The 13,441-nt window shown below is 37.6% G+C and carries 14 protein-coding genes and 1 pseudogene; 8 read left to right on the top strand and 7 right to left on the bottom strand.

The features are described from left to right. The coding region (locus EWV60_RS05225) for a formylglycine-generating enzyme family protein (RefSeq protein ID WP_287231404.1) at window positions 1–843 on the top strand (843 nt) is incomplete at its 5' end. A gap of 877 nt (window positions 844–1,720) precedes the next feature. On the opposite strand, the gene EWV60_RS05220 is transcribed toward EWV60_RS05225, so the two are convergent. The 6 genes and pseudogenes from EWV60_RS05220 to EWV60_RS05195 all read right to left on the bottom strand — a co-directional run bounded on the left by EWV60_RS05220 (window position 1,721) and on the right by EWV60_RS05195 (window position 5,191). Continuing rightward, on the bottom strand, window positions 1,721–1,891 hold the full coding sequence (locus EWV60_RS05220; RefSeq protein WP_002740540.1) for a type II toxin-antitoxin system PemK/MazF family toxin: 171 nt from the start codon (window positions 1,889–1,891) through the stop codon (window positions 1,721–1,723). Further along, on the bottom strand, window positions 1,884–2,075 hold the full coding sequence (locus EWV60_RS05215) for a hypothetical protein (protein ID WP_024969813.1): 192 nt from the start codon (window positions 2,073–2,075) through the stop codon (window positions 1,884–1,886). The genes EWV60_RS05220 and EWV60_RS05215 overlap by 8 nt, the downstream gene beginning before the upstream one ends. A gap of 51 nt (window positions 2,076–2,126) precedes the next feature. Further along, the gene (locus tag EWV60_RS05210) at window positions 2,127–2,591 is read right to left on the bottom strand and encodes a hypothetical protein (RefSeq protein ID WP_287231401.1); all 465 of its coding nucleotides are present in this window, start codon (window positions 2,589–2,591) and stop codon (window positions 2,127–2,129) included. 27 nt (window positions 2,592–2,618) lie between these two features. After that, window positions 2,619–3,665, bottom strand: coding sequence for a class 1 fructose-bisphosphatase (fbp, locus tag EWV60_RS05205; protein ID WP_002731573.1), 1,047 nt, complete (start codon window positions 3,663–3,665; stop codon window positions 2,619–2,621). Window positions 3,666–4,118: 453 nt separating this feature from the next. Continuing rightward, window positions 4,119–4,520 (bottom strand): annotated as a pseudogene (locus EWV60_RS05200) (DUF4277 domain-containing protein); the annotation flags it as partial. Window positions 4,521–4,945: 425 nt separating this feature from the next. After that, the gene (locus EWV60_RS05195; RefSeq protein WP_002732423.1) at window positions 4,946–5,191 is read right to left on the bottom strand and encodes a DUF1902 domain-containing protein; all 246 of its coding nucleotides are present in this window, start codon (window positions 5,189–5,191) and stop codon (window positions 4,946–4,948) included. A 210-nt stretch (window positions 5,192–5,401) separates the two neighbouring features. Between EWV60_RS05195 and EWV60_RS05190 the strand changes: the two genes are divergently transcribed. From EWV60_RS05190 to EWV60_RS05180, 3 genes are all read left to right on the top strand, one after another. After that, window positions 5,402–5,608 (top strand): type II toxin-antitoxin system HicB family antitoxin, encoded by a 207-nt coding sequence (locus EWV60_RS05190; RefSeq protein ID WP_002733171.1) that lies wholly within the window; start codon window positions 5,402–5,404, stop codon window positions 5,606–5,608. Beyond that, window positions 5,601–5,813, top strand: a complete 213-nt coding sequence (locus tag EWV60_RS05185) for a type II toxin-antitoxin system HicA family toxin (protein ID WP_002732521.1) — start codon at window positions 5,601–5,603, stop codon at window positions 5,811–5,813. Before EWV60_RS05190 ends, EWV60_RS05185 begins: the two co-directional genes overlap by 8 nt. Before the next feature lie 130 nt (window positions 5,814–5,943). Further along, on the top strand, window positions 5,944–6,126 hold the full coding sequence (locus tag EWV60_RS05180; protein ID WP_002732751.1) for a hypothetical protein: 183 nt from the start codon (window positions 5,944–5,946) through the stop codon (window positions 6,124–6,126). Between the two features lie 105 nt (window positions 6,127–6,231). On the opposite strand, the gene EWV60_RS05175 is transcribed toward EWV60_RS05180, so the two are convergent. Next, window positions 6,232–6,465: an antitoxin family protein gene (locus EWV60_RS05175; RefSeq protein WP_016516300.1), complete on the bottom strand. Its 234-nt coding sequence runs from the start codon at window positions 6,463–6,465 to the stop codon at window positions 6,232–6,234. A 236-nt stretch (window positions 6,466–6,701) separates the two neighbouring features. Between EWV60_RS05175 and EWV60_RS05170 the strand changes: the two genes are divergently transcribed. From EWV60_RS05170 to EWV60_RS05155, 4 genes are all read left to right on the top strand, one after another. After that, on the top strand, window positions 6,702–6,995 hold the full coding sequence (locus EWV60_RS05170) for a DUF433 domain-containing protein (RefSeq protein ID WP_002799543.1): 294 nt from the start codon (window positions 6,702–6,704) through the stop codon (window positions 6,993–6,995). Continuing rightward, window positions 6,988–7,356 carry a DUF5615 family PIN-like protein gene (locus EWV60_RS05165; RefSeq protein ID WP_004162358.1) on the top strand — a complete coding sequence of 123 codons (369 nt, stop codon included), beginning with the start codon at window positions 6,988–6,990 and terminating at the stop codon, window positions 7,354–7,356. The genes EWV60_RS05170 and EWV60_RS05165 overlap by 8 nt, the downstream gene beginning before the upstream one ends. A 183-nt stretch (window positions 7,357–7,539) precedes the next feature. Further along, window positions 7,540–8,073 (top strand): transposase, encoded by a 534-nt coding sequence (locus EWV60_RS05160; protein WP_353734378.1) that lies wholly within the window; start codon window positions 7,540–7,542, stop codon window positions 8,071–8,073. A 534-nt stretch (window positions 8,074–8,607) separates the two neighbouring features. Then, a complete protein-coding gene (locus EWV60_RS05155) occupies window positions 8,608–13,440 on the top strand; it encodes a DUF3110 domain-containing protein (RefSeq protein ID WP_287231394.1) in 4,833 nt (1,610 codons plus the stop codon). Window position 13,441 lies beyond the last annotated feature (1 nt).

Raw genomic sequence — 13,441 nt, 5'->3', positions numbered from 1 at the left:
AATGCCTTACAACCTCTGGGATGGACTTCTCCCCCGTCACCTCCACCAGCACCGGCAGCAGTCAAAAAGCCTGTTTCACCAATACCCCTAATTGCTTCACCTACTCCATTTACCGAAAACCTACCCAATCGAGTCACACTAGAGATGGTGAGCTTACCAGCAGGTGAGTTTCTCATGGGATCTCCTGACAGTGATCCCAATGCTGAAAGTTATGAAAAGCCTCCACACCAAGTTAAAGTCAACAGTTTTGCGATTGGGAAATATCCAGTGACTCAGGCACAATATCAAGCAGTAATGGGAACCAATCCCTCTCATTTTAAAAATAACTCTTGGTTTAAAAACAATCCCCAAAATCCAGTAGAAAATGTTAGTTGGAACGACGCTAAAGCCTTTTGTCAGAAATTGAGTCAAATAACTGGCAAAACCTATCGCCTCCCCACAGAAGCGGAATGGGAATATGCCTGTCGTGCGGGGACTACTACTCGCTTTTATTTCGGTGATGATGCTAATCAGTTAGGAGATTACGCTTGGTATGACGGAAATTCTCAGGATAAAACTCATCCTGTGGGCCAGAAAAAGCCCAATGCTTGGGGACTCTATGACATGAGTGGCAATGTTTTTGAGTGGTGCGAGGACAATTGGCATGATAGCTATGAGAATGCGCCAAGGGATGGCAGTGCTTGGCTGATAAGGGATAATCATTTTCAAATACTGCGGGGCGGTTCTTGGTGCAGCCATCCAGTTCTCTGCCGTTCTGCTTCCCGCAGCCTCGTCAACCGCCGCGACTACCCCCTCAACTTCCTCGGTTTTCGGGTGGTGTGCGGTGCTGGGAGGACTCTGTAACCCTTTTTCCCTTTTTTTCCCTTTTTACCCTTTTTCTCTTTTTCTCTTTTTCCCGCCGCTAGGCGGGTCGATTTTTTTTTTGAGAAAATTGAGGTGGCATGAGTAGAAAAGGGGTTTCTCGGAGAAACCGGTTTTCTGTGGGTTACTCAAGGGATTTAGGATAATATTGGTGCGTTAGGTTGCGTATGTAATTAATGTAAATTAAATAATATTGTGGCGCTCCTAACGCACCCTACCTACTCAACGGATTTAGGATAATATTGGTGCGTTACGTCGCCTATGTAATTAATGTAAATTAAATAATATTGTGGCGCTCCTAACGCACCCTACCTACTCAGATGAGCAGTTTCGACGATTACAACAGCATAGCGTCCTGTAGGGGGGAAGCATTCGAGCAATAACCTATCGGTGAAACCGGAGATTTTCTATCCGAATGCTTCACCCGTACTTTTTGCCGCAAACCCTAAATAGGGTTTGCTGAATAAATCTAAAAACCTTGTTGGGTAAGACTTTTAGACTTTTTGTCAATCAAAAAGTACCAGGTATGGGAGTGATCAGGGGGAAAATCCCTGGACTTTTTCCCTAAAAATTAGGTAATTGGCCACCTCAAAACCGGTAAAACCCCACACCCCACACTCCACGAAAAACTTTTTGCCGCAAACCCTAACTATTGATTATGTTTCCGCTGCAACTAGCGCACAGACTAATCTTCGCTTTCTTGATCATTCCTCTCTTCAAACCCTAGCCAAAAAAGTAACGCATTCTCAACCTCCATCATTTGCTCAGATGTCAGATTTCCTAATTTACGCAAAAGCTTTGCATGGGGAATTGTAACGATGTTTTGTACATCAAAGACTCCTTCTCTAAGGAAGCGAGCTTAGACTTTCACTTCCAATCTTGAACCACGAGAGCTTGTCGTATGTGGAACCAGAGTCGCTAAGGCACGCTCTTGATTGAGCGCAGGAATACTGATAACCAAACAGGGTCTGACTTTGGCCACATAACCCAGATCAACCAGCCAAACCTGACCACGATCAGGGCTATCCATAGGAAGCTTCCTGATCATCTAATTCTAGAAAAATTCCCTCGGCATTGAGGACTAGATCTTCATCAGATAAGGGCGGAAAATCCAGGTGAATTGTCCGCTTCAGAATCTCTAATAGCAAATCTGAGCGCTCTGAGTCTGTCAAGCGGTCAAAGCTATCTAAAAGTTCCTGAACTATAGCAGTCATAGCAGTTACTCTATATCTGCTCAATACTATAACACAAGCTTAACAAGGATCTTAGTCATTGCTTGACAGCCCCAATAAATTCCGAATGTAAGTTTGGAATCCCCCCAAACCGCCATCGTCATTCCAACGCTGTCTGAAAGTCGGTAACTTCTCCAATTCCATCACCTTCCCACCCTGATAGTTGAGAACTTCTCGATAATCAAACATCGCATCTGCTTTGGCTGATACAGGTGGATTATCAAAATCAATAGCCCAAAGCACCTCAACAATTCGATAGATGTCGTAATTATCCTTGCCAATTTCACGTTTGGCTTTGCAGTCGAGAACTTTTACTAAATGGGTAACATACCCTCGCTGCCTGAGTAGTATCAAACTATCTTTTTCGGGTTTATTGGCATTGACTTCATCGTCTTTCCATGCCAGTTTGAAGGAATCAGAAACCTTATATTCCCGATATGCCCATGTACCATCGTTTCGCTTTACATTTTTAGTCCACTTCAGAGCTTGTAAATCCATGTCAATATCTCGAAATAAAACTATAAGTTAAACTCGATCGCGATGACGGCGATCAGCGATAAAAGACTCCACCAATTTAACATCTTCGACACTACCGATCACTAAAGGTGTGCGGGTGTGTAATTTATCGGGAACGATATCTAAAAGATTTGTCACCCCATCACTAGCTTTACCTCCTGCCTGTTCAATTAAAAAAGCAAGGGGGGCAGTTTCATAAATTAAGCGCAATTTTCCCTGGGGATTTTTAACAGTACCTGGATAGAGAAAAACACCACCCTGCATTAAAATTCGATGGATATCTCCCACTAATGCCCCACTGTAACGGGCTGTGTAACCATCATGACGGTGAACATAACGGGTATAGTCGCGAATTGCCTCATCCCACTGCCAAAAATTGCCCTCATTGGTACTATAAATTGGACCGTGATCGGGGATAATAATATTCTCTTGGGCGAGGATAAATTCCCCTAAACTGGGGTCAAGGACAAAGGCATGAACACCGCGACCGATCGAGTAAACTAAAATAGTCGAGGGTCCGTAGAGAATATAGCCAGCGGCGATTTGTTTACGACCATTTTGCAGTAAATCTAGGGCTTCTCCGTCTAAATCATTGCCTTCCTGTTGACGGATGGCAAAAATCGAACCCACATTTAGGTTAATATCCACATTGGAAGAACCATCGATCGGGTCGTAGAGTAGGGTATAGCGACCGATGGGACAGTTTTCTGGGATATAATAGGGTTTATCCATTTCCTCGGAAGCAAGACGGCAAACTAAACCACTTTGCTTAAAAACCGAGATAAATACTTCATTGGCAAAAACGTCCATTTTCTTGACCGATTCCCCTTGGACGTTGGTTTCTCCAGTAAAACCTAGCACATCCGCCATTAATCCCGCTTTACTGAGACGACGGGCAATTAATTTCCCCGCTAGGGCAATCCGACTCATAATTGCGCTTAAATCCTGCGCGTCGGGGGAAAAGCTTTGTAGTTGCTGCAGGACGTGACGGGAGAGGGTGGTACAATCTCGATCGAGGCTATGTTCGGGGATAGAAAAGGGAATATTGCTAACCATAACTGTAATTGCCAGTAATAAAGTAAAAAAAGGGAAACTCGTCTAGTCTCAATTATGACTATGATTTGATCCTAGCCAAAATTTTCCCCATTGCGGGCTAATTTTTAGATCAGTTTTAGAGTTGGCTAATTTTTCTCTTATTGATCATTAAATTTTGGTCAATAAGTAGCTGTTTATAATTAAATTGAAGATAAACTTTGGTTTCGATTCCCCCTTGATAAGCTATCCATTAGTCACATCTTTCTTAACATAAAATTTGACAAAAAGAGAAAAGTGTGCAAGATGGCTCAAGGGGGTTCTATAGGGGGACTAATTTGTAGCGGGAGCATCTCACCTTTGTAACCCCTAAATCAGGTTTTTATGTCAAGCTATTTTGAAAACCTTGCTAGAAAACAGTTTTAGGGATAAGTATAATTACTCACTTGCATAAATGAGATGCTCTCTTTGTAGCAATGATGTGGCCTCTAGATGAGAATATTTTGTCTCTATTTTAAATTTTTTGATGACCGATAAGACAACTTCTATAAATATATCATTCAGTCCATGTTTGTATAATTCATCCATGACTCTCCCAATTTTATCATCATTGATATAATCGGTTTTTATTTCTTCTCCCAATAATTCTTCGATTCCTTTATCTTCAAAAAATTGACTAAATAAGTATAAAGGCCTTGAAACAAATCCTAATCCATTGATTAGAATAGCTTTGACCACTGTTCCTGCTGAAATTTTTTCTCGGGGGTCGATTCCTAATTTAGAGTTGATTATTTCAACTATTCTTATTTCGTCAATTAGTCCGGCTACTATTCCTAAGTGATCTAGGTTTTTAATTTTTACCTCTGAGATAGGAGACAATTTTTGTACCTTTAATAGATTTTTGAGCTTTTTGATTGTCTCACTTTTTTGGGACTAATTCTCTGAGTATTTTTATTTATTTTTTTCTTGAATGAGTTTATGCTATTTTATGCTACATTTTGAAGTGCGGAGTGTCGGATAAAAAAATCAACCCATGAACGAACAACGCACCCAATTCTGTCTAAATTATGATTTTTTTGATTGTTTGATTGACTAGGATTTTGGCTCTCTTGGATTTGGTGGGTGAAATGTATTCTAAGATACATTCCTCCTAGCGAGGGGGTGGAAGGAACCACAAAGACACAAAGGACACAAAGATTGATCGATCATATTGTAAGTTAAACTTATCACACAGAACCTATAAGAGCCGGATTTTTTTCGGCTATCATCCCGGTGATACAATTCTGATAATCTCCCCATTCAATCTAAACAGCGCACTCAATTGATTCTTGACGATGACTAATGAGTTCAAAAGTTATCGCTGCTTGAGGTTCAAGAGTAATTAGATGATTTAGTTGTAATAATTCTGGAATCATCTGTCGTAATTTAGCTGTTAAAGCTTCGATGGTATCAGCTTCGATGACTAATCCCGGAATATCTTCACTCTCTGCTACCCACACTTGCGCTTCTCGATCCCAAAATGCTTCTACTTGGTACGGTTTTTGATTCATGATGATTTAGTTCAAGTGAGTAGAATTAGCTTATATATCAATTAAGATTATACAGTGCGATCGCATTTTTGACAACCCTACCACCAATCCCCAACTCTTGATGATCGCCGATGAATCGCTTATAATTGAATCAAACGAACAAAGCACCCAATCCTATCCAACCCTCATTAGGTGCTGCCTAATTTTCAATTAAGTACGGGATGATAAAATATGCAATATCAAGTCAATCTCAAACAAACAGAAGAGGGATATGCTGTTTGGTGTCCTAGTTTACCCGGTTGTGCTTCTCAAGGGACAACTAAAGAAGAAGCACTCAATAATATTCAAGATGCAATTCAGTCTTATTTAGAAGTTGCTGCAGAATTAAATCAAGGGATCGAATCTTATTATGTAGAAGTTGAATTAAATCATGCCTAGTCTTGCTGGAATTAATCATCAACGAGCAATTAAAGCGTTTGAAAAAGCAGGATTTCAGATTGTTCGACAGGGAAAGCATATTACCATGACTGATGGACAACATATTCTCACTATTCCAAGGGCTAATCCAATCAATGCTTATACAATGGGAACAATTATTAAAGGTTCTGGATTAACTATTGAAGAATTTAAAAAACTTTTATAAAACAATCTCAACCCATGAACGAACAACGCACCCAATCCTGTCTAAATTATGATTTTTTTTGATTATTTGACTGACTAGGATTTCTCTCGGCTATCATCCCTCAAATCAAAGAGTAAGGGTATTATTTGCCATGAGTCAATATGTTTTACTTCCGATTCAAGTCATTCAGGAAGAATTAGAAGCCTTAAAAAAAACGGTCATTCATCAACTTGAAGGTTCTCGCAATAAGACTCAAATTAAAGGTTTATGGAAAGATGTTGTAATCAGTGATGACGATTTAGAAGAAGCTGAAAAAGCAGTTTTTCGAGATTAGGTTACACTTCATTTTTATGATAATGGCATTAGGGGATCGCTACAATTGACATTGACAATGAAGCGATACAGCCAAATATTAGAATCAATAAAGAAGGGTTGAGATTCACCAGCGTTCATTCGCTTCTTCTCTGGTAAGAGGATGGAAATCTTCAATTTTAATCGGATTTGCTGTTAACTGGGCGATTATACCCGTTTCTGACCATTTTTGGGGAGTAAGCTGGGAAATTGAATTCGATTCTATAGTCAGTTTAACGCACTGTCCTTCATTGAGTTGGAGATTACCAAGAGGACGTAAAACGCCATTTTCAAAGACGGCTTCACAGGTTTGTTGCGGCATAACTCAATCCTTAATTCTAAATTACTATTATTTTAACCGATGATTGTGTCTAAACTATAATTTTTTTGATTGTTTGATTGACTATTATTTTTTTCGGCTATCGTCCCTGTGATAGAATTCTGATAATCTCCCCATTCAATCCCCTGCCCCGACCAATGTTTAGGCCATGCTAGAATGGTGATAAAAGCATAGAATCCTATGTAGTTTAATTAGTTGAGAATGAATCAGAGAAAGTTATGTTCACAGATATCAATATTGGCACTTTCATAAAAAGCGATCCCAAAATTCATGGAGGTTGTCCTATTATCGCGGGAACTGCTGTTACTGTACGAAGAATAGTGATCTGGTATAAGTTAGGATATAGTCCTGAAGAAATTGCCGATGAAATCCCTCATCTTTCTTTGGCACAAGTTTATGCTGCTCTAACTTACTATCATACTAACAAAGAAACAATAGAAGCAGAAATTATAGCCGAAGCCGCCGAAGCAGATCGCATTGAAGCATTACATTATTCTTCTTCTTATGAGTAGAATTAGCTTATATATGGATGAGGATTCTACATTGCGATCGCTTGCTTTTATTTTGAAAAGTAGAGGTGTTGATGTGATTACTGCTTTAGAAGCTAATAGATTGGGATACTCTGATGAAGAACAATTAATCTGGGCAACTTCTCAGGGGTGTAGTCTTTATAGTTCTAATGTTAGAGATTTTTATTATTTACATACACTTTTCTTACAACAAAAAAGAAATCATGCAGGAATCATTCTAGTCCAACAACAAAGATATTCAATGGGGGAAATTATGCGAGGGATTTTACAGCTAATTGCCACTAAATCAGCCGAAGAAATGATCGATCAGGTTGAATTTCTTAGTGCTTGGATTACTCGATGATTGTTATGAGGATTTGATAGACTGTTTTAAAAATTCTAACCACGACCTATTATCATAGCCCCTCATTATTCAGCCTTGATTCAGTGCGATCGCTTTTCTGACAATCTTACCACCAATCCCCAACTCTTGATGATTGCCGAGGAATCGCTTATAACTGAATTAACCGCCACCATCTACCACGCTATGAATGAACCCAAAAAACATCGACAATCTATTCGTTTAAAAGGCTATGATTATGGGCTTAATGGAGCTTATTATATCACAATTTGTTCTTATCAAAAGCAGTATTTATTTGGTGAAATTGTTGAAGGAAATATAGAGCGAAATTTACTTGGTGATACTGTTGAAGCAGTATGGTATAGACTGCCTCTACATTTTAAGTTTATTGAACTAGATACTTTTATTGTCATGCCCAATCATATTCATGGAATTATAGTAATACAAAATTATGATCTGGAAAAGACCGAATACGATTCTCAATATACTCACGGTACAATGCCGGAATCTTTGGGGGCTATTGTGCAGAATTTCAAATCAATTTTTAGTCGTAAAATTAATCGTTTATGTGGCGATCGCCTGAAAATTTGGCAGCGCAATTATTATGAACATATCATTCGCAATGAAAATTCTTATCAAAAAATCCGGCAATACATTCTTGATAATCCGCGAAATTGGGAACAAGACGAGAACAATCTGAATAAATTCAAACCAATGTAGGGGCAAATAACCTGTGGGGACAAATAACCTGCGGGGACGAATAACCTGTAGGGGCGAAGCATTCGGGCAATAACATATCGCTGAAACCATAAATTTCTTATCCGAATGCTTCGCCCCTACCCCGGGCAATAAACTAATAACCTTCGCCTATTATCCCTGTGATACAATTATGATAATCTCCTCATTAAATCCCTGTACGGGCGAAGCATTCGGACAATAACTTATCACTAACCTTCGCCTATCATCCCTGTGATACAATTCTGATAATCTCCCCATTAAATCCCTGTACGGGCGAAGCATTCGTGCATAATCTATCGCTGAAACCCTAGATTTTCTATCCGAATGCTTCGCCCCTACCCATCAATTCCCCATCTACCACGCCATGAATGAACAACGCACCCAAACATACCTAAACCTCATTAATCAATTATCATCGTCCTCATTCAATTATGTCCAATTTTTTACGGAATGGCGAATCAAGGTGTTGTAGTTCTGATAAGTTTCGTGGTTTAGAAGTGATAAGGAGTCTAAATTATGTTTGAACGGTTTACAGAGAAAGCGATTAAGGTAATTATGTTAGCGCAGGAGGAAGCGCGTCGCTTGGGGCATAATTTTGTAGGAGCGGAGTTTATATTTTTAGGGTTAATCGGTGAAGCGACAGGAATTGCGTCGCAAGTTTTAAGACAGCAGGGAATAACGCTAAAAAATGCTCGAATTGAAGTTGAAAAAATTCTAGGAAAGGGTTCAGGAATGATTACTATAGAACTTCCTTTTACAGAGTCAGCAAAACTCGTTTTAAACAGTGCATTATCATTTGCTGATAAATTAGGGAGTGAATCTATTGATACAGAGCATTTACTGATTGGGATTTTTCAACAAGGGGAAAGTACAGCGATAATTTTACAAAATTTACAGGTTAATCTAAAAGATTTAACTGTTTTTTTGAGTCAGTATTTTCAGCAGCAACCCTCTAATCAGTTACCTCAAACTGTTTATGTGCTGCTTTACAATGTGGGAACAGATGATGAGGGTATTCATACTATAAGTGTAGATGATAATCACAAAATATTACTGTTTGAGTCTCAAGAAGATGCGGCTACTTTCGCACGACAATTAGGGGAGCAGAATTTTCCTGTACCGAGTGTTGAAGCTATGAAAGCTGAGGAGATTTTATTGTTTTGTAAGAAATCAGGTTATGGCTGGGAATTTGTGCCAAAGGGGGCAAATAGAACTCCTCCTGTTGACAGAGTAAAAGATTATGGGGAAGAATGGCTAAAAAAAGGGTTACTCTTTCAGAAAAGGGCTAGTCAAGAAGAAGCAGCAGGAAGGCAAACAGAAGCACAAACAATGCACTCTCAAGCAATCATTTGCTTTGAAAAAATATTAGATCAAAATCCTCAGTCAGTACAAGCGTTGAATCAGATTGCTATCTCCTATACTGCTTTACAACAACTCGAACAAGCGATCAGATTTTATAATTCTGCTCTTGAATTAGAATCTGATAATATTTTGGCTTGCTTTAATCGAGGATTGTTGTTAACGCAATTGGGTTATTTGGAGAATGCACTTGTTGATTTTGAGAGGGTTATTAAACTAAATCCTGAAGATAGTGAAGCATGGTATTTCAGAGGTAATATACTTAACATAATAGGACAGATTGATGATTCAATTGACAGTTACAGTCGTTCGATTGAGATTGCTCCTAATTCTTTTTATGTGTGGTTTCAAAGGAGCAACGCTTGGTATCAAATATGGGAGCAATTTAAGACGCTTCCCCAATCTAATCAGCAGAAATTTAATGCGCTTAAGCAGTTTTTAATTAATTGTTACAGAGCATGGGAAATTGAACCTAATCATCCTGCAATCCATCAAAGAAAAGAATGGCTTGAACAAGAGTTTTTGTTAAAAGGATTTTCTTCTGAAGAACTTGAGGTATTAGCAGAAGTATTGAGATCAGAACAACAAGAAAGTTTAGCAAGGTTTATTCTCACGATCAGGAAAACAAAAGAAGAATTAAAACCTGCATTCGAACTACTAGATCAAGTTTTTAAGTACTCTGAGGGAACTTTTGATAATCTTATCAAAATACTTGAGGGAGGTGAGCTTGATGCAGAAACTACTAAGGTTAAAGAATTAGGTGAGCGAAAAAATGAACAACAGAGAAATTTGCTTTCTGAACTGCTTGAGCTAATGATGAGTCGTGATATCGATGAAAAAGATATTAAACGAAGAGTTCATCGATTACTACAAGAAAATCAGAATTTACTTGATATGTCATTTACTATTCATCTATCGAATCAAATTTTGAGCTTAATCGATGATGAAGATTCACAAAGAGAAATGATGAATCAACCAGACAGTTTAATCAATCAAGCTTTGTCTTTTGCACCTTCACCTTTTCCAGTTATTGAAAATCTTAGTATTCAAGACAAAAAACAATTTTTAATTGATTTTGTTTATCAAGGTCACTTAATGACATTGGCTGATTTATGCACTTCTCTGAATAGTTTTCGAGATATTAATGATGCTAAAGATATCGCTGTTCATGGATTCCAGCTTTTGATGATAGTTCAATGTATTCGACTTGGAATACTAGACAAAAATAATGAAGATAATTTTTTCATGGCTACCCAAGAAGATTTTCAAAAAAACATAGAGGGTATTAAAAAATATTTTTTGAATCTCTCCCACGTTTCAGAAACTAATTTGAAAAATCAAGGTCTTTTTGTGCTAGAAAACATACTCACAAAACTAGGTTATATTTATAAAGATAATCGCGGTATAGCTTTTTATAGAGAGGCAGAAAACCTAGAAAAATCCCTATTGTGCTTTCAAACAGTTTTTGAATTTTGGAAATTGACCAGTGCTAACGAAGGACTCACTCGTCTCCACGATTTTTTTGGACTTGGACAAGAACCAGTCAGCGTCATCGACGAGTTAACGTCTTCCTATAACTCTTTAGGACTTGCTTATCTAAATCGGAAGCTAGGTAATCCTGAAGATAATATTGATGAAGCAATTAAATGTTTTGAAACTGCTCTCAATCTGGATTTTGTTAATCAAGAATTAAGAGGGAATTTACAAAATAATTTGGCGATCGCTTACCGACGACGAGGAAGAGGAAATCCTCAAGAAAATTTAGCTGAATCAATCAAAAGATATCATGATGAACTCGCAAGAAGAGAAGAGGGAACTCCTGCTTGGGCTAATAGTAAATGGAATTTAGCATCTGCGTTAGTTAAACTTACTTGTGATAATTTACAAGAAAAAATGGGCAAGACACAAGAAGCAATTAAACATTCCCAAGAAGCGTTAGAAGTATTTAAGAGACATAAAAATACTGAACAAGAACAAGCAAGTTTGCAGATGAACCTTGGAAATTTTTATTCATCTGAAATCTTTCATAATGAGGGGATTGATGAAAGAATCAAAAACCTCAACAAAGCGATAGACTATTATTCTAATGCGATCAGTATTTTTGACACAATTGAATTAAGATTATCTGCTGGTGAAACGCGAATTTACCAAGGAAAAGCTTATATGGAGCTTGGAATTTTAACAAAAAATTCACAGATGATTGAGGAGTCATTTGAGCAATCCGAGCGTGGTCTTCAAGTCTATAATTCTGAATCTAACCCAATGGATTATATCAGATCTCACTTTATTGTAGGTACTCAATTTCTTGCTTTAAGACGCTATCTTGAAGCCTATAATACTTTAAAGAAGGGAATTGTTGCTTGGGAAGAGTTCAGAAGTAATCATATTCTTGAAGAAGCGACGCAGGAAGACAAACAAAAATACTCAGAACAGTTTGGTGAATTTTATCACCTTTTGGTTGATAGCTGTATCGAACTTGGAAAAACAGATGTTAAATACCGCATGGAAGCACTTGAGTATGCAGAAAGAGGTAAAGCAAGTAATTTAGTAGAATTATTAGCTCAACAAGAAATCTTACCTAAATCAAATTGTTTTGCACCTGATGAGTACGGAATTATCTGTCAACAACTCAGAAGTTTAAGACAGGAAATTATATCTAAACAGCGCATGGTACAAGCTAATGCTGGCAATAAAGAAAATATTGCTCGATTGCTTGATGATCTGCACAATAAGAAGCAGGAGAAAGAAAGACTTCTGGAATTTATTAACCTAAAAGAGCCAGATTTCAAGTTCATGGAACGGGTACAACCCATACCCTATCAAGATATACAAGCTCTAATTAAAGAAGATTCCGTGATTCTGGAATGGTACTTTATTGAGTCTAGATTAGTTCTATTTATCGTTTTTCCAGACTCAAAATATCCAATAATTGAAGAATATTCTGACGAGGAACTGGTAAATCTAAAGAATCTTATTAACAGGTATCAGAGTGAATATAATAGCCGGAATAAATCAACTTGGATAAACAATCTATATGGTAATATTTGGAAACTTTCTCGTATTTTACGAATCGAAAAAATAATTATAAAATACCAATTAACAAAGTATCAAAAGTTAATTCTAATTCCCCATCGTTACCTTCATTTAATGCCTCTTCATGCTATGCCTTTTTCTAATGGAGAGGTACTAATTGATAAATTCATAGTCAGTTATGCACCTAGCTCACAAGTTCTTCAGTCACTCCAAAAAAGACAAAAAAACAATCTCGAAAATTCGCTGATTATCAGGAACCCTTCTGGCAAGTTGGAATTTTTACATTTTGCTGAATTAGAAGCTGACTTTCTTGTATCTCTTTTCTCTAAAGCTCAAATGCTATCTTCAGATTCCGCTAATAAATCCAATCTTATCGCTGGCATTTCTCAACAAATACCTAATTGTCTCCACTTTGCTTGTCATGCTGGGTTTAACCCTGATAATCCGCTTTATTCATCTCTTGCATTAGCAGGGGAGGAAAAAGATTATCTATCCTTTAGTGAAATTATATCTCTATCTTTACAAGGATGTTCTTTAGTAACTTTATCCGCTTGCGAATCAGGAATCGTTTTTGTTGAATCTGTTAGTGATGAATACATCGGTTTACCTAGTGCTTTCCTATTCGCTGGAAGTCCAAGCGTTGTCAGTAGTTTGTGGACAGTAAATGATTTATCTACCTCATTTTTGATGATGAAATTCTATGAAATTTTATTAGATAAAACTCAGCAAATTTCTGTCCCCGTTGCTTTGAAAATGGCACAAAATTGGTTGAAGAATTTGACAAGTGAACAATTTATTTTAGAAGCTGATTCAATGATAGATAAGCTCTGTCATGATAAGCCAAGAACAGCTAAATCTTATAAAGAATCAGCCCGTCAATTTTTAGTACAAAATCCTGAAGAATATCCCTTTAAAAATCCCTTCTATTGGGCTGCATTCATAGCATCTGGACAATAGA

It is taken from the genome of Microcystis sp. Msp_OC_L_20101000_S702, assembly GCF_007095705.1.
GTDB classification, from domain to species: Bacteria; Cyanobacteriota; Cyanobacteriia; order Cyanobacteriales; family Microcystaceae; genus Microcystis; species Microcystis ichthyoblabe_A.
Note: the sequence above shows the minus strand (reverse complement) of the source record. Positions and strands in the feature narration are given on the sequence as shown.